Source organism: Serinicoccus sp. JS2-9, from assembly GCF_059025165.1.
Genome location: NZ_CM180091.1, coordinates 2,773,861 through 2,797,273 on the forward strand (window position 1 = coordinate 2,773,861; position 23,413 = coordinate 2,797,273).

General features: G+C 71.8%; 19 protein-coding genes and 1 rRNA gene. 3 read left to right on the forward strand and 17 right to left on the reverse strand.

What is annotated here, in order from left to right:
• Window positions 1–255: 255 nt before the first annotated feature.
• From AC5PYY_RS13390 to pheS, 9 genes are all read right to left on the reverse strand, one after another.
• Window positions 256–1,789 (reverse strand): 16S ribosomal RNA (locus AC5PYY_RS13390).
• 371 nt (window positions 1,790–2,160) lie between these two features.
• A complete protein-coding gene (gene tyrS, locus AC5PYY_RS13395) occupies window positions 2,161–3,423 on the reverse strand; it encodes a tyrosine--tRNA ligase (RefSeq protein ID WP_493897300.1) in 1,263 nt (420 codons plus the stop codon).
• A 51-nt stretch (window positions 3,424–3,474) separates the two neighbouring features.
• On the reverse strand, window positions 3,475–4,122 hold the full coding sequence (locus AC5PYY_RS13400) for a DNA-3-methyladenine glycosylase (protein ID WP_493897301.1): 648 nt from the start codon (window positions 4,120–4,122) through the stop codon (window positions 3,475–3,477).
• 13 nt (window positions 4,123–4,135) lie between these two features.
• A complete protein-coding gene (gene argH, locus AC5PYY_RS13405; protein WP_493897302.1) occupies window positions 4,136–5,557 on the reverse strand; it encodes an argininosuccinate lyase in 1,422 nt (473 codons plus the stop codon).
• Between the two features lie 30 nt (window positions 5,558–5,587).
• Entirely contained in the window at window positions 5,588–6,085 is a 498-nt protein-coding gene (locus AC5PYY_RS13410) for an arginine repressor (protein ID WP_493899380.1), read from the reverse strand.
• 55 nt (window positions 6,086–6,140) lie between these two features.
• Window positions 6,141–7,067 (reverse strand): aminoglycoside phosphotransferase family protein, encoded by a 927-nt coding sequence (locus AC5PYY_RS13415; protein WP_493897303.1) that lies wholly within the window; start codon window positions 7,065–7,067, stop codon window positions 6,141–6,143.
• Window position 7,068: 1 nt separating this feature from the next.
• Entirely contained in the window at window positions 7,069–7,842 is a 774-nt protein-coding gene (locus tag AC5PYY_RS13420) for an SDR family NAD(P)-dependent oxidoreductase (RefSeq protein WP_493897304.1), read from the reverse strand.
• The gene (gene pheT / locus AC5PYY_RS13425; protein ID WP_493897305.1) at window positions 7,839–10,397 is read right to left on the reverse strand and encodes a phenylalanine--tRNA ligase subunit beta; all 2,559 of its coding nucleotides are present in this window, start codon (window positions 10,395–10,397) and stop codon (window positions 7,839–7,841) included. The genes AC5PYY_RS13420 and pheT overlap by 4 nt, the downstream gene beginning before the upstream one ends.
• Complete coding sequence (gene pheS, locus AC5PYY_RS13430; protein WP_493897306.1) at window positions 10,397–11,614, reverse strand: phenylalanine--tRNA ligase subunit alpha; 1,218 nt, start codon at window positions 11,612–11,614, stop codon at window positions 10,397–10,399. The genes pheT and pheS overlap by 1 nt, the downstream gene beginning before the upstream one ends.
• Before the next feature lie 309 nt (window positions 11,615–11,923).
• Here pheS and AC5PYY_RS13435 point away from each other — a divergent pair, with 309 nt between their 5' ends.
• Window positions 11,924–12,838 (forward strand): putative endonuclease domain-containing protein, encoded by a 915-nt coding sequence (locus tag AC5PYY_RS13435; protein ID WP_493897307.1) that lies wholly within the window; start codon window positions 11,924–11,926, stop codon window positions 12,836–12,838.
• Window positions 12,839–12,981: 143 nt separating this feature from the next.
• Here the strand turns inward: AC5PYY_RS13435 and AC5PYY_RS13440 are convergent, their stop codons facing one another.
• From AC5PYY_RS13440 to infC, 4 genes are all read right to left on the reverse strand, one after another.
• The gene (locus AC5PYY_RS13440; protein ID WP_493897308.1) at window positions 12,982–13,797 is read right to left on the reverse strand and encodes a TrmH family RNA methyltransferase; all 816 of its coding nucleotides are present in this window, start codon (window positions 13,795–13,797) and stop codon (window positions 12,982–12,984) included.
• 25 nt (window positions 13,798–13,822) lie between these two features.
• The gene (rplT, locus tag AC5PYY_RS13445) at window positions 13,823–14,209 is read right to left on the reverse strand and encodes a 50S ribosomal protein L20 (RefSeq protein ID WP_493897309.1); all 387 of its coding nucleotides are present in this window, start codon (window positions 14,207–14,209) and stop codon (window positions 13,823–13,825) included.
• Window positions 14,210–14,266: 57 nt separating this feature from the next.
• Entirely contained in the window at window positions 14,267–14,461 is a 195-nt protein-coding gene (gene rpmI / locus AC5PYY_RS13450) for a 50S ribosomal protein L35 (RefSeq protein ID WP_493897310.1), read from the reverse strand.
• A gap of 93 nt (window positions 14,462–14,554) precedes the next feature.
• Entirely contained in the window at window positions 14,555–15,115 is a 561-nt protein-coding gene (infC, locus tag AC5PYY_RS13455) for a translation initiation factor IF-3 (RefSeq protein ID WP_493897311.1), read from the reverse strand.
• 430 nt (window positions 15,116–15,545) lie between these two features.
• Between infC and AC5PYY_RS13460 the strand changes: the two genes are divergently transcribed.
• Both AC5PYY_RS13460 and AC5PYY_RS13465 read left to right on the forward strand, forming a co-directional pair.
• A complete protein-coding gene (locus AC5PYY_RS13460) occupies window positions 15,546–16,100 on the forward strand; it encodes a Fur family transcriptional regulator (RefSeq protein ID WP_493897312.1) in 555 nt (184 codons plus the stop codon).
• Complete coding sequence (locus AC5PYY_RS13465) at window positions 16,097–17,662, forward strand: catalase (RefSeq protein ID WP_493897313.1); 1,566 nt, start codon at window positions 16,097–16,099, stop codon at window positions 17,660–17,662. Before AC5PYY_RS13460 ends, AC5PYY_RS13465 begins: the two co-directional genes overlap by 4 nt.
• 181 nt (window positions 17,663–17,843) lie before the next feature.
• Here the strand turns inward: AC5PYY_RS13465 and AC5PYY_RS13470 are convergent, their stop codons facing one another.
• From AC5PYY_RS13470 to AC5PYY_RS13485, 4 genes are read right to left on the reverse strand one after another with little or no spacing between them, the layout of a single operon-like run.
• The gene (locus AC5PYY_RS13470) at window positions 17,844–18,665 is read right to left on the reverse strand and encodes an SseB family protein (RefSeq protein ID WP_493897314.1); all 822 of its coding nucleotides are present in this window, start codon (window positions 18,663–18,665) and stop codon (window positions 17,844–17,846) included.
• The gene (locus AC5PYY_RS13475; RefSeq protein ID WP_493897315.1) at window positions 18,656–19,405 is read right to left on the reverse strand and encodes a 1-(5-phosphoribosyl)-5-[(5-phosphoribosylamino)methylideneamino]imidazole-4-carboxamide isomerase; all 750 of its coding nucleotides are present in this window, start codon (window positions 19,403–19,405) and stop codon (window positions 18,656–18,658) included. The genes AC5PYY_RS13470 and AC5PYY_RS13475 overlap by 10 nt, the downstream gene beginning before the upstream one ends.
• Window positions 19,402–20,097 carry a hypothetical protein gene (locus tag AC5PYY_RS13480; protein WP_493897316.1) on the reverse strand — a complete coding sequence of 232 codons (696 nt, stop codon included), beginning with the start codon at window positions 20,095–20,097 and terminating at the stop codon, window positions 19,402–19,404. The genes AC5PYY_RS13475 and AC5PYY_RS13480 overlap by 4 nt, the downstream gene beginning before the upstream one ends.
• 9 nt (window positions 20,098–20,106) lie before the next feature.
• Window positions 20,107–23,409, reverse strand: a complete 3,303-nt coding sequence (locus AC5PYY_RS13485) for a bifunctional [glutamine synthetase] adenylyltransferase/[glutamine synthetase]-adenylyl-L-tyrosine phosphorylase (RefSeq protein ID WP_493897317.1) — start codon at window positions 23,407–23,409, stop codon at window positions 20,107–20,109.
• Window positions 23,410–23,413: the final 4 nt, after the last annotated feature.

The following is a 23,413-nucleotide window of genomic DNA, read 5'->3' on the forward strand; positions in this document are numbered from 1 at the left end:
TTGCACCCACCCCACCAGCAGCACCCACCCCTTTCCCCACCCACACCCCCACAACAGTGAGGGCAGCAGGCCGTACTCAGATCCAGGCACCACCAGCACAGGGCCGGCGACAGTTCCTTGATGTTCCACCCAGAGCAACCCCGGGCACCACACGCGGGCACCAACGAGGCCACCACACACACCCCGACCAGCTCCTCCCACCCACACAGGGCAGAAGTCACCACGAGGCACATGCTTGAACGGTGTGCTCCTTAGAAAGGAGGTGATCCAGCCGCACCTTCCGGTACGGCTACCTTGTTACGACTTAGTCCCAATCACCAGTCCCACCTTCGACAGCTCCCTCCCACAAGGGGTTAGGCCACCGGCTTCGGGTGTTACCGACTTTCGTGACTTGACGGGCGGTGTGTACAAGGCCCGGGAACGTATTCACCGCAGCGTTGCTGATCTGCGATTACTAGCGACTCCGACTTCATGGGGTCGAGTTGCAGACCCCAATCCGAACTGAGACCGGCTTTCTGGGATTCGCTCCCCCTCACGGGATCGCAGCCCTTTGTACCGGCCATTGTAGCATGCGTGAAGCCCAAGACGTAAGGGGCATGATGATTTGACGTCATCCCCACCTTCCTCCGAGTTGACCCCGGCAGTCTCCCATGAGTCCCCAACCACCACAAAGGGTGTTGCTGGCAACATGGAACGAGGGTTGCGCTCGTTGCGGGACTTAACCCAACATCTCACGACACGAGCTGACGACAACCATGCACCACCTGTACACCAGCCACAAAGGGAAACCACATCTCTGCGATCGTCCGGTGTATGTCAAGCCTTGGTAAGGTTCTTCGCGTTGCATCGAATTAATCCGCATGCTCCGCCGCTTGTGCGGGCCCCCGTCAATTCCTTTGAGTTTTAGCCTTGCGGCCGTACTCCCCAGGCGGGGCGCTTAATGCGTTAGCTGCGGCACGGACCCCGTGGAATGGGACCCACACCTAGCGCCCAACGTTTACGGCGTGGACTACCAGGGTATCTAATCCTGTTCGCTCCCCACGCTTTCGCTTCTCAGCGTCAGTAATGGCCCAGAGACCTGCCTTCGCCATCGGTGTTCCTCCTGATATCTGCGCATTCCACCGCTACACCAGGAATTCCAGTCTCCCCTACCACACTCTAGCCTGCCCGTACCCACTGCAGACCCGGAGTTAAGCCCCGGGCTTTCACAGCAGACGCGACAAACCGCCTACAAGCTCTTTACGCCCAATAATTCCGGACAACGCTCGCACCCTACGTATTACCGCGGCTGCTGGCACGTAGTTAGCCGGTGCTTCTTCTGCTCCTACCGTCACAAAAGCTTCGTCAGAGCTGAAAGAGGTTTACAACCCGAAGGCCGTCATCCCTCACGCGGCGTCGCTGCATCAGGCTTCCGCCCATTGTGCAATATTCCCCACTGCTGCCTCCCGTAGGAGTCTGGGCCGTGTCTCAGTCCCAGTGTGGCCGGTCACCCTCTCAGGCCGGCTACCCGTCGTCGCCTTGGTAGGCCATTACCCCACCAACAAGCTGATAGGCCGCGAGTCCATCCACCACCAAAAAATCTTTCCACACCACACCCATGCAGGCAGGTGTCCTATCCAGTATTAGACGCCGTTTCCAGCGCTTATCCCAGAGTGGAGGGCAGGTTACTCACGTGTTACTCACCCGTTCGCCACTAATCCCCCGTGCAAGCACGGGATCATCGTTCGACTTGCATGTGTTAAGCACGCCGCCAGCGTTCGTCCTGAGCCAGGATCAAACTCTCCGAAAAAAACCAAAACCCATAACCATGAGCATCGGAAAGCCAGACAACCCGGCAAAAACACCACAACCAGACACCCGGGGGCGGGCACCCAGCCATGGCAAAACAAAACATGGCATCAAAAAACAAACACGCTGTTGAGTTCTCAAGAATCGGACACACACCATAATCCGGTGCTCTCGCACCGCGATGTCCGGGGCTTTCTTCAAGGCTACGCATCTCGACTTCTGACAGTCAAATCCGCGCTGAGAGTCAATCTCAGACGAGATGATGCGTGGTGCCAGACCCGGGACCGGCCACCTCTCGGTGTCCGTGCCTCCCTGTCGGTGCGGCGAAGACCTACTCTAGGACACGGTTGACGTGCACGACAAATCCGCTGGTCAGGGAGCCTTTCGGGCTGCCGCGAGACTCTTGCGGCCGCGGCGCAGCAGGGCCACCTGACCATGCAGGAAGTCGTCGTCGGCCAGCACCCGCTCCACGTCGTCGGTCCGGGCGTTGTTGATGCTCACCCCGCCGTCGCCGACCAGGCGTCGGGCAGCGCCCTTGCTGTCGGCCAGCCCGCACGCCACGAGGGCGTCGACGAGGGTCGACCCCGGGGTGACCTCTCCCCCGGGCAGCTCAGCCGTGGCGTCCCGGAGCGTGTCTGGCTCGAGGGCCGACGGATCACCCTTCCCGAACAGCACCTGGCTGGCGGCCTGCACCTGCGCCGTCGCCGCGGCCCCGTGGACCAGGGTCGTCACGTCGCCGGCGAGGGCGCGTTGGGCCTCCCGCAGGTGGGGTCGCTCACGCGCCGACTCCTCCAACGCGGCGACGTCCTCGGGTCCTCGGTCGGTGAAGACGCGCAGCAGCTTGCCGGTCTCGCTGTCCGCGACGTTGATCCAGTACTGGTAGAAGGCGTACGGGCTCGTCATGTCCGCAGAGAGCCAGACCGCGTTGCCCTCGGACTTGCCGTACTTCGTGCCGTTCTCGTCGGTGATGAGCGGGGTGGTCAGCACCTGGACCGCAGCCCCCTCCACGCGGTGGATGAGGTCTACGCCGGCGGTGAGGTTGCCCCACTGGTCCTGGCCTCCGGTCTGCAGCGTGCAGCCGAACTCGCGGTAGAGGTGCAGGTAGTCCAGCCCCTGGAGGAGCTGGTAGCTGAACTCGGTGTAGGAGATCCCTTCCTGGCTCTCCAGCCGTGCCGCGATCGCGTCCTTCCTGATCATCTGGTTGACCCGGAAGTGCTGACCCACGTCCCGCAGGAAGTCGAGCGCGCTCAGGGGCGCGGTCCAGTCCAGGTTGTTGACGAGGATGGCCGGGTTGTCACCGTCGAACTCGAGGAAGGGACCCACCAGTCGTTGGATCCGCGCCACGTTGGCGGCCGCCTCGTCCTTGGTCTTGAGGGTGCGCTCGGACGTGGGCTTGGGGTCCCCGATAAGACCGGTCGATCCCCCGACCAGACAGATCACCCGGTGTCCGGCGCGCTGCAGGTGACGCAGGACGATGAGCTGGACGAGGTTGCCGAAGTGGAGCGAGGGCGCCGTGGGGTCGAACCCGCAGTAGACAGTGACCGGTCCGTCGTCGAGGTCGGCGCGCAGCGCGGCCTCGTCGGTGGTCTGCGCCACCAGACCGCGCCACTGCAGCTCGTCGAGGATGTTCGTCACCGCTCCGGGTCCTTTCGTCAGGGGGCGTGACCGGCCGGTCACCCAGGGTGCTCAGCCTACGCGGCGGGGCGAGGCCCGGTATGCCGAGACCGTCGCCTCTCCGTCGGTCCAGAACCGCCACGGGAAACGCTCCCCGGACCCTCCCTCGCCGCTCACTCCCACGCGCGGTCCTTGCCGCACCGTGCCGGGTGTCGAGCCCGACCTCGGACGGGTGGCGTCGTCGGGGCGATGCAGGCATACCGCGGCCCCTGGCGACAGCAGATCCAGCCCGTCATGCTCGGCACCCAGCCCCAGGGCCCGGGCGAGGTTGCCCGGCCCCCGGGCCAGGTGGCTGTCCGGGACCGGAGTGCTCCGCCCCGCCTCGCGGCGGCCACGGGCCTCGGACCGCCCGTGCACGACCTCGCCGGCGCGCAGCAGCACCGCCGCCGCCTCACCCACCGAACCGGACACGATGTTGACGCACCGGTGCACGCCGTAGCTGAGATAGACGTAGAGGTGACCCGCCCGGCCGAACATCACCTCGGTGCGGGGGGTGGGACCCCGGAAGGCATGCGAGCCGGGGTCCTCGGTGCCGGCATACGCCTCCACCTCGGTGAGCCGGACGGTGACCCCGCCGTGGGTGAGCAGAGAGCCGAGCAACGCCGGTGCCACGTCGAGGACCGGCGCGCCGAGCGCCTCCCGGGTCCACCGCCGCGGCACGGGACTCGACCGCTCAGCCGCGGATCGCCGGCATGTCCGCGACCCAGTGGCGCAGGCGGGCGACCTGCTTGAGCAGGTGCGCACGCTGCTCGGTGACCCGCACCGGCGCCGTGCCACCGAGCGCGTTGCGCGAGGCCAGCGAGCCGGGCACGGTGAGCACGCTGCGGACCCCGGCATGGAGGTGGTCGCTGATCGTCGCGAGGTCGTCGTCGGAGAGATCCTCGAGGCCGATGCCGCGCTCCTCGCAGTGCCGCACGCACGCCCCGGCCACCTCGTGCGCGACCCGGAAGGGCACGCCCTCACGCACCAACCACTCCGCGACATCCGTCGCGAGCGAGAAGCCCTGCGGCGCCAGCTCCTCCATCCGCTCCGGGTGGAAGGTCAGGGTCGCGACCATCCCGGACACGGCCGGCAGCAGCACCTCGAGGGTGTCCACGGCGTCGAAGACCGGCTCCTTGTCCTCCTGCAGGTCCCGGTTGTAGGCGAGCGGCAGCCCCTTGAGGGTCGCCAGCAGCCCCGCCAGGTCGCCGATGAGTCGGCCGGACTTGCCCCGGGCCAGCTCGGCGACGTCGGGGTTCTTCTTCTGCGGCATGATGCTCGACCCGGTCGAGAAGGCGTCGTCCAGCGTGACGAAACCGAACTCCGCGGTCGCCCAGAGGATGACCTCCTCGGAGATCCGGGACAGGTCGACCGCCGTCATCGCCATGACGAAGGAGAACTCCGCCGCGAAGTCGCGCGCCGCGGTGCCGTCGATGGAGTTCTCGACGGCGTGCGGCATCCCGAGGTCGTGGGCGACGGACTCGGGGTCCAGACCGAGGGAGGACCCGGCGAGGGCGCCGGAGCCGTAGGGAGACACGCCGGCACGACGGTCCCAGTCGACGAGACGCTCCACGTCGCGCAGCAGGGCCCAGCCGTGCGCCTGGAGGTGGTGGGCCAGGAGGACCGGCTGGGCGTGCTGCAGGTGCGTGCGGCCCGGCATCGCGACCTCGGGGTGAGCGGCCGCCTGGTCGACGAGGGCCTGCACGACGTCCAGGACCTTCGCGCCCAGGAGCCGTGCCTGATCGCGAAGGTACATCCGGAACTGCGCCGCCACCTGGTCGTTGCGCGAGCGCCCGGCCCGCAACCGACCCCCGACCTCCGGCCCGACCCGCTCGATGAGCCCGCGCTCCAGAGCGGTGTGCACGTCCTCGTCGCCCTCGGCCGGGGGGAAGGCCCCCGAGGCGACGTCGGCCCGCAGCCGCGCCAGCCCGTCGAGCATCGTCTCCAGGTCGGCGTCCGACAGCAGCCCCGCACGGTGCAGCACCCGCGCATGCGCCCTCGACCCGGCCAGGTCGTAGGGCGCCAGGCGCCAGTCGAAGTGCGTGCTCTTGCTGAGGGCTGCCAGGGCATCGCTGGGGCCGCCGGTGAAACGGCCTCCCCACAGGCTCACAGTCATGGCGCCATTGTCCCTGACGGACTGGTCAGGTCAGTGCTCGGGCTCGGCGGCCAGCGCGAGCAGGCGGTCGGCCGTCTCCGGGCCGCCGTCGGGCTCGGTCGTGATCACGAGGATGGTGTCGTCGCCCGCGATGGTGCCCAGGATGTCGGGGGCATCGCTGCGGTCGATCGCCGAGGCGAGGAACTGCGCGGCCCCCGGCGGGGTCCGGAGCACCACCTGGTTGCCGACCGAGCGGGCGCTCACGAGCAGCTCCTGGCACAGGCGGGCGAGGCGGGCGCTGACCTCGACGACGTCCTGGGCCGGACGAGGGGTGACGTCGCCTCCGAGCCCGGGGACGGCATACACGAGATGGCGGCCCTGACGGACCTTCACCGCCTCCAGGTCGACGAGGTCGCGGGAGAGCGTGGCCTGGGTGACGCTGATGCCGTCCTCGGCGAGCAGGTCGAGCAGCTGCCCCTGCGACCCGACGGCGTGCCGTTCGAGCAGGTCGGTGATCCGCTGGTGCCGCGCGGCGCGGGTCATGGGGATGGACGTCACGGTGCAGGAGTATACCGACCCGTGCATGAGTATGCGGTCGGTCGGCTCAGGCCCCCAGCTCGCGCAGGAGCGCCACCGCCGCATCGCCCCGGGAGCGTTGGAACGCTCGCAGCGTGGGCAGCCCAGGTGCGGCGGGCCGGCGTGCGGCGTCGAGCAGGAAGCCACCGAGACCCGCGAGCACGCCGAGGACGTCCTGGCGCGTCGCACCCAGCGACTCGATGCGGGGCAGGTGCGGAGCCAGGTCGACCTCGCCCACCGCGCGCACGTCGATGAGCAGCGAGGCCGCGTCGAACCACGGCGCTCCCCTGCTCGCCCACGGCCAGTCGACCACCGTGACCCGGCCGGAGGGATCGACGAGCAGGTTGTCCGCCCGGGTGTCCGTGTGCGCGATCGCCGTCCCCGACAGCCGGTCGACGGTCCGCTGCGACAGCGCGTGGAGGTCAGGCATCCGCTGCGCCACCCAGGGGTCGAGGTCGGCCGGAGGGTCGTCCAGGAGGCGCGACCAGCAGGCGAACTCCCCCGACAGCTCCTGCGCGAGGTCCGGCCAGGACGCCGGCGCCTGGTGCCCGGCCACCTCGACGAGCGCGTCGAGCGTCGCGGTCAGGTCCGCGTCGGTCCAGGGTGCCGCGGGGTGGCGCCCCTCGACGTCCTCGGTCATGACCGCCACCCAGGTGCCGTCGTCCAGGTCGGCCAGCAGGGCCGGCGCCACCGACACTCCCTCCTCGGCGAGGCTGCGCAGCACCTGGATCTCGCGCCGGTGCAGCCCGGGGCTGTCCGGGTTCTGCTCCGTGCTCACCGCCTTGACGAAGGCGCGCCTCCCGTCGGCGGCCACGATCCGGTCGGCGGATCCCGGGGAGAAGCCGGCCGTCTGGGAGCGGGCCGCCACGACCGGTGCCCCGAGGGTCGCCTGCGCCCAGGCGTGCAGGTGCGGCGGCAGCTCGTGCCAGGCCAGCCGGGTGCCGAAGTCGGTCATCTCAGCCGGCGACGGGATCCGCCGGTCCCCAGGGTCGCAGCCGGAGCATGCGGGCCCCGTCGGGGAGGCCCTTGTCGGCGCGGCGCCGCAGCTCGGCGACGTCGTCGGCGCCCGCCCGCACCATCCGGCCGGAGTAGGCGTCGAGGTCGCCGTGGGCCAGCGCGAGGAAGAGCTCCACGACGTCGTCGGGCGAGGTCCACTCGGTGCGGTCCGCGTGCATCCGCATCGAGTGCGTCATGTCGGTCTCCACCACACCGGGGGCGAGGTCAAAAGCGAGCACCCCGTGCTCCTCCCCCGCCACCGCCGTGCCGCCGGTCAGGCGGGCGAGCGCCGACTTGGAGGCGTGGTATGCCGTCAGGACCGGGCTCTCCCGGGTCCCGGACCCGGAGTTGAGGTTGACGACGCGACCGCCACCGGCGGAGATGAGGTGCGGGACGACCGCGCGGGTGAGCAGGTAGGGACCGCGGACGTTGGTCACCATGACCTGCCACCACTCGTCGACATCCGACTCCCACAGCGGCTGCTCGGTCTCCACCAGCCCGGCGTTGTTGACGAGCAGGTCGATCCGGCCATGGCGGTCGACCACCTGTGCGACGGCCCGCTCGACCTGGTCGGCGTCGGTGACGTCGCACGGCATGCCCTCCGCGCCGTCGGCGACCGCCCCGGAGCGGGACAGGCCCACGACCACCCAGCCGTCGGCGAGCAGGGCGCGGGCGAGCAGGTCACCGATGCCGCGGGACGCTCCGGTGACGACGGCGACGCGCGTCCCGGTCACCGCTGCACCGCCCCGTGGTCGGCGCCGGCGCGCTGCACTGCCGCGTCGCGGGCCGCGTTGACCTCCTCGGTCGTCAGGGTGCGGTCCGGGGCGCGGAAGTGCATCCGGAAGGCCAGCGAGTGACGATCGGCGCTCACCTGGTCGCCGGAGTAGACGTCGAAGAGCTCGATGCGCTCCAGGAGGTCGCCGGCGCCGTCGCGCAGGGAGCCCTCGACCGCGCTGTAGCGCACGCCGCGCGGCACCTCGAGCGCCACGTCGGAGGTCGCGAGGGCATGGGTGGACAGCGGGGCGGCCTGGGTGCGGTGGTCGCTGGCGCGGATGAGCACCTCGAGGTCCAGCTCGGCCGCGCTGGTGCGGGGCGGCAGGCCGAGGCGCTGGACGACCTGCGGGTGGAGCTCACCGGCCCATCCGACGCGGGTGCCGTCGGCGAGCGTCAGCTCGACGCAGCGGCCCGGGTGGAAGGGCGCCCGCTCGCTCATGTGCCGCTTCATCGACACCCCCAGCGCGTCCGCCACGGCGTGCGCCCACCCGACGACGTCGACGACGTCGACCGGTCGGCCCTGGCCCCACCAGCCCGCACGGTCGGCCTGCCCTGCCGCCATGACCGCGACGTGCCAGGGCTGGACCGGCACCGCGTCGCGGATGTCGGCGAGGACCTCGTCGGAAGGCAGCTCACCCACGCCGGGCACCGGCGCCAGCCGCTCGCCCTCGGGCAGCGTCACGGTGTCGATCTCGAAGAGCGCGACGTCACGGCTGCCGCGAGACACGTTGCGGCGCAACGCATCCGGCAAGGTCTGGAGGAGAGCCGTTCGCATGAGGGGCGCCTCGTCGGAGAGCGGGTTGGCCAGCCGGACCGCCTGCCGGTGCGGGTCGTCGTCGGCCAGACCCAGCTCGTCGAAGCGGGAGGCGCCGACGAAGGGGTAGGTGAGGACCTCGTGCAGCCCTTGCCCGGCCAGCGCGGTCGCGACGGCCCGGCGGGAGCGCTGGCCGTGGGTGAGACCGCGCCCGCCGACGGCACGCGGCACGACCGAGGGGATCTTGTCGTAACCGTCGATCCGCGCCACCTCCTCGACGAGCGTGGCGGCGTCGGTGAGGTCCGGGCGCCAGTTCGGTGGGGTGACGGTGACGTGTCGGCCGTCCCCGCCGTCCGCGGACTCCGGCCCGGACACCGTGCAGCCGATCATGGCGAGGACCTCGCGGACCCGCCCGAGGTCGTAGTTGACGCCGACGTAGCGGGTGGGCATCGTCAGGTCGAGCTCGATCGAGGGGCGCTCGACGCGGTGGTCGATGTCGGTGATCGCTGCGTCGGCGGTGCCGCCACCGTGCTCGACGAGCAGGTCGACGGCCAGCTGCGCGGCGGCCGCCGTCACGTCGGGGTCCACCCCGCGCTCGAAGCGCTTGGCCGCCTCGCTGGACAGCTTGTGCCGCCGGGACGTGCGGGCCACCGTGCGGGCGTCGAAGTGGGCCGACTCGATGAGGACGTCGGTCGTGACGCCCGGCGTGACCTCTCCGTCCTCCCCACCCATGACGCCGGCGAGGGCGAGGACGCGCTCCCCGCCGTCGGTGATGAGCAGGTCCTCGGGATCGAGCGCGCGGTCGACGTCGTCGAGCGTGGTGAGCCGCTCGCCCGGCCGGGCCCGCCGCACCACGATCGGGCCGGTGAGCGTCGCCAGGTCGAAGGCGTGCAGCGGCTGCCCCAGGGCGAGCATGACGTAGTTGGTGACGTCGACGGCCAGGCTGATCGGTCGCATCCCGGCCTCGGTGAGCCGCTGCGCCATCCAGCGCGGCGTCTGTCGGGACAGGTCGATCCCGCGCACGATCCGGGCCAGATACCGGTCGCAGCCGGCGACCCCCTCGAGCGGCGCCTCGTCGGCCAGCCGCACGGCATACCCCTCGGTCGAGCTGTCGCCCACGTCGACCGGGAGCGCCGCCGGGTCGGTGAAGGCGGCGCCGGTGGAGTGGGAGTACTCGCGCGCGATCCCGCGCAGGGAGAAGCAGTAGCCGCGATCGGGGGTGACGTTGACCTCGACGGTCTCCCGGTCCAGCCCGAGGACGCCGATGAGGTCGTCGCCCGGCGCGAGCCCGGCGACGACGTCGTCGTCGAGCAGCCGCGGCAGGACGAGGATGCCGTCGTGGTCCTCGCCGATCCCCAGCTCGCGGACCGAGCAGATCATGCCGGCCGAGACGTGGCCGTAGGTCTTGCGGGCGCTGATCGTCAGCGGGCCCTGGGGCGTCGGCAGCGTGCCGCCGGGGAGGATGACCGCAACGAGGTCGCCGGGCGCGAAGTTGTGCGCACCGCAGACGATGCCCTGGGGCTCACCGGTGCCGTTCGAGGAGCCGACGTCGACCTGGCACCAGTTGATCGTCTTGCCGTTCTTCTGCGGCTCGGGCGTCATCTCCAGGACGCGTCCGACGACGAGGGGCCCACCCACACCGCTGGTGTGCAGACCCTCCTCCTCGAGCCCGACCGCGACGAGGTCGGCGGCGATCTGCTCGCCGGTGACGCCCTGGGGCAGCGTGACGTAGTCGCCGAGCCAGTCGACCGGAACCCGCATCAGATCTCCATCCCGAACTGCGCGTTGAAGCGCACGTCTCCCTCGATCATCTCCCGCATGTCGGCGATGCCGTGGCGGAACATCGCGGTCCGCTCCACGCCCATCCCGAAGGCGAAACCCTGGTAGCGCTCCGGGTCGACCCCAGCCGCGCGCAGCACGTTGTGGTTGACCATGCCGCAGCCGCCCCACTCGATCCAGCCGGTGCCGCCGCAGGTCCGGCACGCCGTGTCCTCGCCCCGGCAGACGAAGCAGCGGAAGTCCATCTCCGCGCTGGGCTCGGTGAACGGGAAGAACGCCGGGCGCAGCCGGCTGACGATCCCGGGGCCGAACATCGCCTCGGCCAGCCGGTCGAGGGTGCCCTTGAGGTGGGCCATGGTCAGGCCCTCGTCGATGGCGATGCCCTCGAGCTGGTGGAAGACGGGGGTATGCGTGGCGTCCAGCTCGTCGGTGCGGAACGTCTTGCCGGGGACGGCGACGTAGAGCGGCACCCCGCGGTCGAGCAGGGACCGCGCCTGGGTGGGCGAGGTGTGCGTGCGCAGCACCAGCCCGGCCTTGGAGGGGTCGACGAAGAAGGTGTCCTGCATCTGCCGGGCAGGGTGGTCCTTGTCGAAGTTGAGCGCGTCGAAGTTGAACCACTCGGCCTCGACCTGCGGCCCCTCGGCGATCTCCCAGCCCAGGCCCACCATGGCGTCGGCCATCCGCTCGGCGGTGACGGTCAGCACGTGGCGCCGGCCGAGGGGGCGCCGGCCCGGAGCGACGGTCAGGTCCATGGCCTCCTCGACGAGGATCCGCTCGTCGCGCTCCGCCTCCAGGATCTCCTGACGCTGCGCGAGGGCCTGGTTGACGCGGCCGCGGGCCTGACCGACGCGCTTGCCGGCGTCGGCCTTCTCCGGGCCGGGGAGAGAGCCGATGGACCGGTTGGCCAGGGCGAGCGGCGACCGGTCTCCGGCGTGCGTCAGCCGGGCCTCCTTGAGCTGCTCCAGGTCTGCGGCCTGCTCGATGGCGCCCAAGGCGGCGCCGACGTGGCCCTCGATCGTCTCGGGCGCGAGGTCGGAGGCGTCGGATGTGGCCGAGGCGCCCGAGGTGGCGGACGCGCCGGACGTGCCCGCGCCGTCGGACGCGCCGGTCTCGCTCGCGCCGCTGGATGCGCCAGCACGCTCGGCGCGGTCGGGAGAAGGCATACCGTCGGTCGGGTCGGGAGCATCGGGTGCGGACACGGCCGCCAGTCTAGGTGCGACGTTCGGCAGGCCTCGACCGGGTTTCTCCTCCCACCGAGCGTCGCGAAGGGTTGCTGACGTCCCGACCCGGGGAGGATCGGTCCACCCGCACCCATCCTCACCGCACACCCCGTCCCGACCCGGGGAGGATCGGTCCACCCGCACCCAACCTCACCGCATACCCCGTCCCGACCCGGGGAGGATCGGCCCACCCGCACCTATCCTCACCAACGTGGCCGGGCGGCTCGGTTGGCCCCCCTCTGTGGACAACGGACTCACCCGTGCCGCAGAACTGCCAAGGTGCTGACCATGACCTTCGACCAGCGCGAGCCGTTCCTGTGGAAGATGGCCCGGAGGCATGGCATCTCCGATCGACGCCTGCGCTCGCCCGAGTTCCGCCGGCTGGGCTACGGGGTCTACATCAGCGCGGAGGTCACGGTGGATGCCCTCGTCGAGGCCAAGGCCGCGGTGCTGGTGGGCGGCTCTCACTCCTTTGCCTCTTTCCACCAGGCCGCCAAGCTGTGGGGAGGCGTCGTCCCCCAGACCGACCTGCTCCACTCGAGCGTTCCGGAGAAGTGGTCACGAACGGCGCGGAGGGACGCACAGGCGCACGCCTCGCAGCGCACGCCGTGCCAGTTCCGCGGGGTGCCCGTGACCGGCCCGGAGGACACCTTTCTCGACCTGGCCGCGGAGCTCGGCCTGGTCGACCTCGTCGTGCTGGCGGACTCGCTGATCCGACGCCGACGGACCACCCAGGATGCCCTCGTGGCTGCGACGCAGGCCTCACCATGCAGCGCGCCACGACACGCACTGCGTGCGGCGTCGCTGGCACGGGCGGGCGTCGACTCGCCGATGGAGACTCGCGCTCGCCTGCTGCGGGTCCTCTCCGGGCTGCCCGAGCTGGAGACGGACATCCGGTTCTATGACCACCAGGGAGAGCTGAGAAGACGCCTCGACGCCGGTGACCGTGCCACGAAGACCGCGGTCGAGTACGACGGGCGGCACCACATCACGCGCGAGGAGCAGTGGGAGGGCGACCTCGATCGACGTGAAGGCTTCGAAGACGACGGCTGGCGCATCGTGACCCTCATCTCCCCCGACATCTACCAGCGCCCCGGTCGGACCGTGGATCGCCTGGCCCGCATCTTCCGTGATCGCGGTATGACGTTCGGGTCCGTCTCCGATGAGTGGCGCCGGTACTTCCCGGGTCACGGCGCAGCCTGACCCAGCCCGGGGAGGATCGGTGCAGCCGGACCGATCCTCATCGCATACCCGCCGCCCGCCCGGGGAGGATCGGTGCAGCCGGACCGATCCTCACCGCACACCCGCCGCCCACCCGGACCGATCCCTGTCAGGGGGTGCGCCCCTCAGCGTCCTCGAGCCGAGGCGGAGGCGTGCAGGCAGACCGTGGCTGCCATGGCCAGGTTGAGCGACTCGGCGCGGGTGATCGGGATCGAGACCACCTCGTCGCAGGCCTGCCGCACCGCCGTCGGCAGCCCCCAGGCCTCGTTGCCCATCACCCACGCGTGCGGGCCCGTCAGGTCCGCCTCGGGCAACATCACCGATCCTGCTCCGTCGGCGGCCAGCAGCCGGATCCCCCGCTCGCGGCACGCCGCCAGCAACTCCTCCGCCGGCGTCCCGATGCTCACCGGCAGGTGGAAGAGCGCCCCGACCGTCGAGCGCACCACCTTCGGGTTGTGGACGTCGACCGACGAGCCGCTCACCAGCACCGCGGCCGCCCCGAAGGCGCTCGCTCCGCGCAGCACCGTGCCGGCGTTGCCGGGGTCGCGCACGTGCGCGAGCACCACTGCGACGTCCCCTGGCCCCACGGCGTCCAGCGCGGCGTCCAGCGGCACGTCCACCCGGTCGGCGACGGCCACCATCCCCTGCGGCGTCCCGGTGTCGGCCATCGCCGCGAGCACCTCGTCGGTGCACTCGCGCACCGGCACCTGGGCCGCGTGCGCCGCCGCCACGATCTCGGTATGCCGCCCGCTCGCCTCCGCGGTGACGTACAGCGCGCGGGCGGAGCCGTCGGCATACCGCAGCAGTTCCCGCACCGCCTGCGGACCCTCGACGAGGAACCGTCCGGTGCGGTCGCGGACAGCACGACGCCCCAGCGCGGCGACCTGCCGGACGCGCTCGCTGCGAGGGTTGCTCAGCAGGGATGCGTCGGGGTGCGCCATGCGCCGGGGCGTCGGAGCGTCCGGCTCAGGCCGCGGACTCGGCCTTGTCGCCCGCGGCGGGCACGTTGGCCTTCGCGAGCCCGACGAGGGTGGCGAACGCCGCCTCGTCGTTGACCGCGAGCTCGGCGAGCATGCGGCGGTCGACCTCGACACCAGCGGCCTTCAGGCCCTGGATGAAGCGGTTGTAGGTCATGCCGTTGGCGCGGGCGCCGGCGTTGATCCGCTGGATCCACAGGCGACGGAAGTCACCCTTCTTGGCCCGGCGGTCGTTGTAGCTGTAGACCAGGCTGTGGGTGACCTGCTCCTTGGCCTTGCGGTAGAGCCGGCTGCGCTGCCCGCGGTATCCGCTGGCGCGCTCGAGGACGACCCGACGCTTCTTGTGGGCGTTGACCGCCCGCTTCACGCGTGCCACGTGACTTCTCCTTGACTAGTTCTGGGGGATGCGTTCGAGTGAGGCGAGGACCTCGGCTCAGAGGCCGAGCATCTTCTTCACCTTGCGGACGTCGGAGTCCGCGACGGGCTTGTCGTTCGCGAGGCGACGGGCCGCCTGGGAGGTGCGCTCCTGGAACTTGTGCACGTGGCGCGCGCGCTGGTGCATGATCTTGCCGGAACCGGTGACGCGGAACCGCTTCTTGGCCCCGCTGTGGGTCTTCATCTTCGGCATGGGCCGATCTCCTTCTTGCTGTGGTGCTCGTCCCGCCCGGGTCTGCCCGGGCGGGCGTCGGTCTGCGTGGTCAGGGCGTTGGGCGCCCGTCCTTCACTGGGGGTCTGGTGCGGTCTGCGCCTCGGGCTCGGCGGCCTGGGAGTCGGTGTCGCGGGTCCGCTCCGCATCACGGCGCCGGGCCTGACGGACCTGGGCCTTCTTCGCGGTCGGACCGAGCACCATGACCATGTTGCGGCCGTCCTGCTTGGGCGCGCTCTCGACGTGCCCCAGCTCGACGATGTCTTCGGCCAGCCGCTGCAGCAGCCGGAAGCCGAGCTCGGGCCGCGACTGCTCGCGGCCACGGAACATGATGGTCACCTTGACCTTGTCGCCAGCCTTGAGGAAGCGCTCGACGTGGCCCTTCTTGGTGCCGTAGTCGTGGTCGTCGATCTTCGGGCGGAGCTTGATCTCCTTGATGACCGTGTTGACCTGGTTCTTGCGTGCTTCCCTGGCCTTCATGGCGGCTTCGTACTTGTACTTGCCGTAGTCCATGAGCTTGGCGACCGGCGGACGCGCCTGCGGGGCGACCTCGACCAGGTCGAGGTCGGCCTCGGCCGCCAGTCGCAGCGCGTCCTCGACGCGCACGATGCCGACCTGTTCCCCGTTGGGGCCCACCAACCGCACTTCCGGCACCCGGATGCGGTCGTTGATGCGAGGCTCGCTGATGTGCCTGCTCCTTCGTCGTCGTGTCGTGACAACCCCGGGCACCAGAAAGGCCTCCTGGCACCGGGTGCGCAAGAGGCCTCGTCCATCGGTCCCGCCGCGTCAGGTGGGGCGCGCCACGATTTGCCGTGACGACCGCCAGCCGCAGCACCGCCAGCAGGCGGTGGACCGGTCCGACCCGGCGACCCAGAGGTCGGCGCGGGTGGGGGCACGAAGCCCCTCTTGCACGTCAGGACGCGGGCACGAAAGCACAACGACCTGACTGGTCTGTCTCCATGGTAGCAGAGGCGCGAGGTCACCCGGGCTGCTCGCGCGAGCGGGTGCGACGCGCCCGGGGCACCCTTAACTTGAACCATTCAAGTAAACCTGCTCGGATGAGGGTATGCCGTCAGCACCGCCACAGACTCCCCCGCCGGAGCTGGTCGCTGCGCTGCGGGGCGCGGGTCTGCGCGTGACGGCGCCGCGCATCGCCGTGCTGGAGACCCTCTCGGAGCACCCGCATGCCGACGCCGCGGCGGTCGTCGAGCAGACCCGCGAGCAGGCGCAGGGCGTCTCGGTGCAGGGGGTCTACGACGTGCTGGCCGCCCTGACCAGCGCCCGGCTGGTCCGCCGGATCCAACCGGCGCACGCGGTCGCCCGCTACGAGCTGGACCTCGGAGACAACCACCATCACGTCGTCTGCCGCGGGTGCGACGACCTCGTCGACGTGCCCTGCGCCGTCGGCTCCGCTCCGTGCCTCGACCCCACCCCGGCCGAGGCCGTCGGCTTCGCGGTCGACGAGGCCGAGGTCATCTACTGGGGCCGCTGCCCCAGCTGCCAGTCCGCAGACAGCCCTCAGGTCGACCACCCCAGCACCACCGCAGCCGCCGCGAGGACCGCGGCGAGCGCACTGCATACCCCCCAGATGTCAGCACCCACACCGAAGGAGAAGGCATGACCGAGCACCACCCCGGGTACGTCAACGCCGAGCACAGCGGCGAGGGACCGGCCCCCGCCGGCTCCACGACCAGCAACGGCGCGACCAACCCTTCCGACCGCAACAGCCTCTCGGTCGGCCCCAACGGGCCGCTGCTGCTGCACGACGTGAGCCTCATCGAGTCGCTGGCGTCCTTCGACCGCGAGAAGGTGCCGGAGCGACTGCCGCACGCCAAGGGCTCCGGGGCGTTCGGGACGTTCGAGACCACCGAGGACGTCACGGCCTACACCAAGGCCGCGATCTTCCAGCCCGGCGCAAGCAGCGAGGTGATTTCGCGCTTCTCCACCGTCGCGGGTGAGCAGGGCTCCCCCGACACCTGGCGCGACGTCCGCGGCTTCTCGGTCCGCTTCTACACCGACGAGGGCAACCTCGACATCGTCGGCAACAACACGCCGATCTTCTTCGTGCGCGACCCCATGAAGTTCCCCAACTTCATCCGCTCCCAGCGGCGCACCCCGGACAGCGGTCTGCGCGACCCCAACATGCAGTGGGACTTCTGGACCGCCAACCCCGAGTCCTCGCACCAGGTGAGCTACCTCATGGGTGACCGCGGGCTCCCGAAGACGTGGCGGGAGATGAACGGCTACTCCTCGCACACCTACATGTGGGTCAACGAGGCCGGTGAGCGCTTCTGGGTGAAGTACCACTGGCACAGCGACCGGGGTGTGGAGAACATCGGCAACGACGAGGCCGACCGCCTGGCCGGTGCCGACGCCGACTTCCACCGGCGCGACCTCTTCGAGGCGATCGAGCGCGGCGACCACCCGAGCTGGACCCTCTCGGTGCAGGTCATGCCCTACGACGAGGCCAAGACCTACCGCTACAACCCGTTCGACCTCACCAAGGTCTGGCCGCACGCCGACTACCCGCTCATCAAGGTCGGCACGATGACGCTGAACCGCAACCCGGAGAACTGGTTCGCCCAGATCGAGCAGGTCGCGTTCAGCCCGTCCAACCAGGTGCCTGGCACGGGCGTCTCGCCGGACAAGATGCTGCTCGCCCGCGTCTTCTCCTACCCGGACGCGCAGCGGCACCGGATCGGCGCCAACTTCACCCACCTGCCGGTGAACCAGCCGAAGGTCCAGGTCAACGCCTACCAGTTCGACGGGCCGATGGCCTACCTGCACTCGGGCAGTCAGCCCACCTACGCCACCAACGCCTACGGGCGTCCGTGGTCGGACCAGACCGGCCCGGTCGAGAACGGCTGGGAGGCCGACGGCGAGCTCGTACGTCAGGCCTACGACCTGCGCGAGGACGACAGCGACACGGGTCAGGCCAGCATCCTCGTGGGCGAGGTCTACGACGACGCCCAACGCGAGCGGCTGGCGCAGACCGTCGGCGGCATGATGGGTGCCTGCGCGCCGGAGGTCCGCGAGCGGGTCTACGCCTACTGGCGCGCCATCCACCAGGGCGTCGGCGACCGGATCGCGCAGATCGCGGGTGAGGGCTCCGGCTCCGAGGAGGACGCGATGCCGGAGTCGGTGCGCGAGCCCGAGGGCGACCTGGTCGGCGGGCACCGCTGAGCCCACCGCGCTGAGAGCAGGCAGCCTCGCCTGAACACCGCACCCGTGCCCCCTTCGTCGCCGCCGCGGCGAAGGGGGCGCGCGGCGTCCGCGCGGAATTCGACCATGGGTTGTCGCGCCAAGGCGCGAGAACCCGTGGTCGAATTCCACGGTTGGGCCGGGCTGGATCGGGAGGAGTCGCTCAGGCGCCGGCGGTGGCGAGCCGGAAAGCGACCGCGTCGATCCGGGCCCGTGTCTCGGCGTCGGTCGCGAGCCGCTCACCCACCCGGGTCACCAGCGCCTGCACCTGCACCTGGGTCAGGCCAGGACGCAGCGCCAGCTCGACCGTCAGCGCCCCGTCGGTGCCCGACAGCCGGTGACCGGCGATCTGCGTCTCCGCGCGCACGGCGCTCGCCACGGCAGCGGCGACGTGCTTGTCCTCGTGCGCCGGCGCCCAGCGCCGGGCCATGGCCAACGCCCAGACCATCGAGCTGGTCAGGGTGTATGCCGTGCCGGTCGCCTCGGTGGTGGCGCCCGCCTCGGCGGTGGCGCCGGTCTGACCCGGCGCAGCGGCTGTGGGCAGATCCAGGGTGATGACGTCGCAACCCTCCTGCACGGCCGCCAGGGCCGCACGCTGTGCCGTGACGGGGACGGGCCGGGCGGCCGGGTCCCACGCGGCCAGCGCCGCCGTGCTCGTGAACGCAGGCAAGGCCCGTTGCCCGTCCGGGGCGACCAGGGTCACCGAGGCCATGTCGCTGCTGGCGTCGGCGGGCAGACCGGAGGAGTCGTCCACCTCACCCGCCACCGCGACGATCGGGACGACGAGCCGGGCCGCTGCCACCGCGGCGACCACGCGGGCCGTCGACGCCTCCGGATCGGCCAGTAGCGCCAGCAGAGCCGGGTCCGCCTCCCCGGTGTCACCGTCGAAACCGGTGCCGGTCAGCGTCCGCCCCGACCACGGGACCCCGGCGGTGTCCGCACCCTGCCCGGGGTTGTGCTTGGAGAACCGGTGCGTCATCGGCATACCTCCAACGCCTCGGGGAGCGTGAAGGCGCCGTCGTGGAGCGCGGCCCCGAGCACCGCGTGGCGCACGCCCAGGGCCGCGAGCCCACGCAGGCGCCGCAGGTCGTCGAGCTCGGCGATGCCACCGGAGACGGTCACGTCGGCGGCGACGAGACCGGCCACCGCCGCGAAGAGGTGCAGGTCGGCGCCGGCGCGGCGCCCGTCGCGGGAGGCGTCGGCCACGAGCAGATGGGTGATCTCGCCCTGCACCACTCGGGGATGGCGCGCGAGGACCTGCGGGACGGGCCCCAGCCGCAGGTCGGTGCCGCGCGAGACCACCTCGCCGCCGCGGACGTCGACGGCGACGACGAGCCGCTCTCCGAGCAGCCGGTGGGCGTCGGTCACGAGCTCCGGCTCGGCGAGCGCCGAGCTGGCAAGCACGACACGCTGCGCCCCCGTGGCGGCGGCCCAGGCCAGCGCTTCCCGATCGGTGAGGCCTCCGGACAGCTGCACCGGCACCGGCAGGTCGTCGATGAGCCGCCCCAGCAGCTCCGGCGTGCCGCCTCGGCCGAAGGCGCGGTCGAGGTCGACCAGGTGCACCCACTCGGCGCCCTGGTCCACCCAGCCGCGCGCCACGGCGGCCGGATCGTCGTCGGCACCGTCGGTCACCTGGGCGGCACGCCCTGCGGCGACGTCGACGGCGGGCAGCAGCGTCAGCGGCGGGAGACCCCCAGGGCCGCCCGGCGCGCCCGGCCCGGTCACGAGGGGGCGCCCAACTCGTGGCGCAGCCGCACCGAGTCGCGGACCGCGTCGTCGAACCACCCCACCTGACGCCGATCAGGGGTATGCGTGGTCGCTCCCTCGACGGCGTCGGCCGCGTCGGGGTTCTCCAGGAGGCGCGCGCCCGGGAGTCCGAGCGTCGCCATGACGGCCTGCAGCATGCGGGCGGGACGCACGTGCGTCTCGTGCAGCAGCTCGACCAGCTCGTCCCGCACGTCTCTCCTGCCCGCCTCCCCGGTGCCGGCGCCCGCGACCGTGACCACCTCGGCCGGTCCGGCCAGCTCCAGGCCCGGGGGCCGCAGCAGACCGGACTCGGGCTCCCACACGACCCACCGCGTGGCGCGGCGCCTACCCCGGGGATGCACGGTGAGCACCGCCCGGTCGTCGATGACGAAGAAGCCCAGCCCCGGCCCCGCCTTGGGCGCGAGCGCGCGCGAGGCGAGCACCAGGGGCCCGTCGTCGTAGGGCGGCTCGGCGGCGGAGGGCCCACGCAGCAGCACGGTCGTCCACCGGTCGCCCGGCACCACCGTGACGGGCACGACCGTCCCGGCGACCCAGACGTCGACCTCGGCACGCGGCCCCGCGGCCAGGAGCACGCCGGTCGGGGCGGTCTCCGTCGCCCGCTGCGTCGCCGAGGCGTCGGCGCCTGCCAGCGTGCGTCGGTCCGGGGTCACGCGCACATCCTACGGATCGCCGGTGGCTCCGTCGGCGTCGCCACGACGGCGCTGCCGCGTGTCGCGGTCACGACCGAACGGGTCCTGGCGGGGCCGGGGGAAGCGCTGCGGCGAGCGCGGGGCCTCGGTGCGGCGTGGGCGGCCGAAGGCGTCGGTGCGCTGGTCGCGGGCCCTGGGGGTGCGGGTGCCGCTGCTGGGGCCGAAGCGTCCCGAGTCGGCACCTCCCGTCGCCCGCTCTGCCGTGCGGGCCGGCGGGCGGTTGCCGAAGAGCACCCGGTCGACCACGGTCCGGGCGTGCCGCCCGGTGCGCCGCCAGTCCTGCGCCAAATCACCGCCGTGTCCGGGCTCACGGCGCATGACCCGCGCCATACCCTCGGCGTCGCGGGCATCGCTCGGGACGCTGTCGACCGGGCGCCCGCGCCAGACGATGCCGGCGTCCCGCAGCTGGGACGCGGTCGTCCATGCGTCGAGCAGCTCGGCCGCGTCGCCGCTGCTGAGCAGGTCGGCCTGCACGGCGGCGCGGAGGGCCTCGGTCGTGCTCGTCGTGCGCAGCCCCGGATGCTCGTGCGCGTGCTTGAGCTGAAGCAGCTGCGCCACCCACTCCACGTCGGTCAGCCCGCCCAGCCCCAGCTTGAGGTGGGTCCGGGGGTCGGCGCCTCGTGGCAGCCGCTCCCCCTCCATCCGGGCCTTGAGCTTGCGGATCTCGAGCACGGCCCGCTCGTCGATGCCGCCCTCGGGCCAGCGCAGGGGGTCGATGAGCTGCACGAAGCTCTCCCCGAGGTCGGCGTCACCGGCGACCGGGCGGGCCCGCAGCAGCGCCTGCGACTCCCACCCTGCAGACCACCGCTCGTAGTAGCTGCGGTAGCTGGCGAGGCTGCGCACCAGCGGCCCACCCTTGCCCTCGGGCCGCAGATCGGCGTCGAGCTCGAGGACCGGGTCCGGCCCGGTGCCGGCCAGACCCTTGCGCAGCTCGGCGACGATGTCGGCGGCCTGGGCCGCCGCCAGCTCGCCGTCGGCGCCGGGCAGCGGGTCGTAGACGTACATCACGTCGGCGTCGCTGGCGTAGCCGACCTCGCGGCCGCCGAGCCGTCCCATGCCGACCAGCAGCATGCGCTGCGCGGCCTCCTCCTCCCGGCGCGCCAGCACCCGTCGGGTCGCGACACCGAGGGCCGCCTCGAGGTAGGCGTCGGTGAGGTCGCTCAGCGCCTCGCGCACGCGCGGCCCGTCCCACCCCGCCGCCAGGTCGCCGAGCACCACCCGGACCAGCTCGCGGGCCCGGACCGAGCGCACCGAGGCGAACGCCCCCTCGGCGCTGTCCTGCCGCTTGGCGGCCGCGGTCATCCGCGCGACCAGCGTCCCCCGGTCCGGGGGCACCAGCTCGTCCTCGTCGCCGAGCAGCGACACCGTCTCCGGGCTGCGGATGAGCAGGTCGACGGCATACCGGCTGGAGGAGAGCACCCGGGCCAGGCGCTGCGCCGCGCTCCCCTCGTCACGGAGCATCCCCAGATACCAGTGCGTCGTGCCGAGCGCGTCGCTGATCTGGCGGAAGGCGAGCAGCCCGGCGTCCGGGTCAGCCCCGTCGGCGAACCAGGACAGCATCACCGGCAGCAGGTGCCGCTGGATCGTGGCCCGGCGGCTGACCCCCTCGGTGAGCGCCTCCAGGTGACGCATCGCCCCGCCCGGGTCCCGGAAGCCGAGGGCGGCCAGCCGGGCGCGCGCCGCCTCCGGCGACAGCCGGGCCTCGTCGTGGGAGAGCCGCGCCACCGCCGAGAGCAGCGGGCGGTAGAAGAGGCGTTCGTGCAACCGACGCACGTCGCGACGGACCGCGCGCCACCGCTGCACGATCGCCTCGTCGGCCTGCCCGCGCTCCCCCATCGACCGCCCGAGCCGGCGCAGGTCCTGCTCGCCCGTCGGCATGAGGTGGGTCCGGCGCATCCGGTGCAGCTGCACGCGGTGCTCCAGGCACCGCAGCAGCCGGTATGCCTCGTCCAGGACCGCGGCGTCGTCGCGTCCGACATAGCCCCCGTCGCGCAGCGCGGCCAGCGCCTCTAAGGTCGTCCGCGACCGCAGCGTCTGGTCGGAGCGGCCGTGCACCAGCTGGAGCAGTTGGACGCTGAACTCGATGTCGCGCAGGCCCCCGGGACCGAGCTTGATCTGGCGCTCCACCTCCTCGCGCTTGACGTGCTGCTCGACCCGTCGGCGCATGGCCTGCACGTCGTCGACGAAGTGGTCGCGCCCCGAGGCCTCCCAGACCATCGGCTCCACGAGCTCCATCCACCGCTGACCGAGCTCGGCGTCCCCGGCGACGACGCGGGCCTTGAGCAGGGCCTGGAACTCCCAGGTCTTGGCCCAGCGCTGGTAGTACTCCCGGTGCGAGGCCAGCGAGCGCACCAGCGGCCCGTGCTTGCCCTCGGGCCGCAGCGCGGCGTCGACCTGCCACAGCGATCCTTCGGCGGTGGAGTCGCCGCAGATCCGCATGAGCGCGCTCGCCAGCCGGGTGCCCACCCGGAGCGCCTCCTCCTCGGGGGCTCCGTCGCGCGGCCCGGCCAGGAAGATGACGTCGACGTCGGAGATGTAGTTGAGCTCGCGTCCTCCGGTCTTGCCCATGCCGATGACGGTGAGAGCGCAGCACGCGTCCTCGTCCACCTCGGCCCGGGCGAGCAGCAGAGCGCCCTCGAGGGCCGCCGAGGCGAGGTCGGCCAACGCCCCGCCGACCGCGGGCATCAGCGCGACCGGGTCCTCGGCGGTCAGGTCGGCGGTCGCGACCCGGAGCAGCTGACGGCGGTAGGCCACGCGGAGCGCGTCGGCGCCCGGGCGACCCTCCAGACCGCGGACCGCCTCGACCACGTCTCGCGGCTCGGTGGACAGCCCCTCGGCGACGTCGGCCACCTGCTCCGGGTGGCGCAGCAGCGACTCGCCCAGCGCCACCGAGCCGCCGAGCAGGGCCAGGAGTCGCTGCCGGGGCAGGCCCCCCTCGCGCACGACCGGGATCGCGAAACCGTCGGTGCGCTCGCCGGAGGCCCCGGTCGTGCGCGGGTCGAGCAGCCGCACGAGCAGCAGCAGGGCGGCGTCCGGGTCGGCGGCGCGGCCGAGATCGGTGACGAGCGCCGCGACGTCGACCGGGTCGTCCCGGTCCGGCCCCGGAGCCTCGCCGAGGCGCCCTAGGACCTCGGTCATCATCCGGCCGGCCCGCTCGCTCTCCTGGAAGCCGGCGCGGGCCAGCTCGCCCGTCCCGAGCGGGTCCGCCGAGCCTCGCCCCCCGCGGGACGGGGGGCGCCCGGGGGTGCCCTCGGTCGGGGTCGCGGGCGTCACGGCA

What these genes read in the sequence shown, in the direction of transcription:
- argH (WP_493897302.1), bottom strand. Translation starts at nt 5,557, where the DNA reads ATGACTGTGAGCCTGTGGGGAGGCCGTTTCACCGGCGGCCCCAGCGAT.
- AC5PYY_RS13435 (WP_493897307.1), top strand. Translation starts at nt 11,924, where the DNA reads ATGACCTTCGACCAGCGCGAGCCGTTCCTGTGGAAGATGGCCCGGAGG.
- AC5PYY_RS13470 (WP_493897314.1), bottom strand. Translation starts at nt 18,665, where the DNA reads ATGCCGATGACGCACCGGTTCTCCAAGCACAACCCCGGGCAGGGTGCG.
- AC5PYY_RS13440 (WP_493897308.1), bottom strand. Translation starts at nt 13,797, where the DNA reads ATGGCGCACCCCGACGCATCCCTGCTGAGCAACCCTCGCAGCGAGCGC.
- AC5PYY_RS13460 (WP_493897312.1), top strand. Translation starts at nt 15,546, where the DNA reads ATGCCGTCAGCACCGCCACAGACTCCCCCGCCGGAGCTGGTCGCTGCG.
- rpmI (WP_493897310.1), bottom strand. Translation starts at nt 14,461, where the DNA reads ATGCCGAAGATGAAGACCCACAGCGGGGCCAAGAAGCGGTTCCGCGTC.
- AC5PYY_RS13465 (WP_493897313.1), top strand. Translation starts at nt 16,097, where the DNA reads ATGACCGAGCACCACCCCGGGTACGTCAACGCCGAGCACAGCGGCGAG.
- pheT (WP_493897305.1), bottom strand. Translation starts at nt 10,397, where the DNA reads ATGCGGGTTCCGGTCGACTGGCTCGGCGACTACGTCACGCTGCCCCAG.
- AC5PYY_RS13415 (WP_493897303.1), bottom strand. Translation starts at nt 7,067, where the DNA reads ATGACCGACTTCGGCACCCGGCTGGCCTGGCACGAGCTGCCGCCGCAC.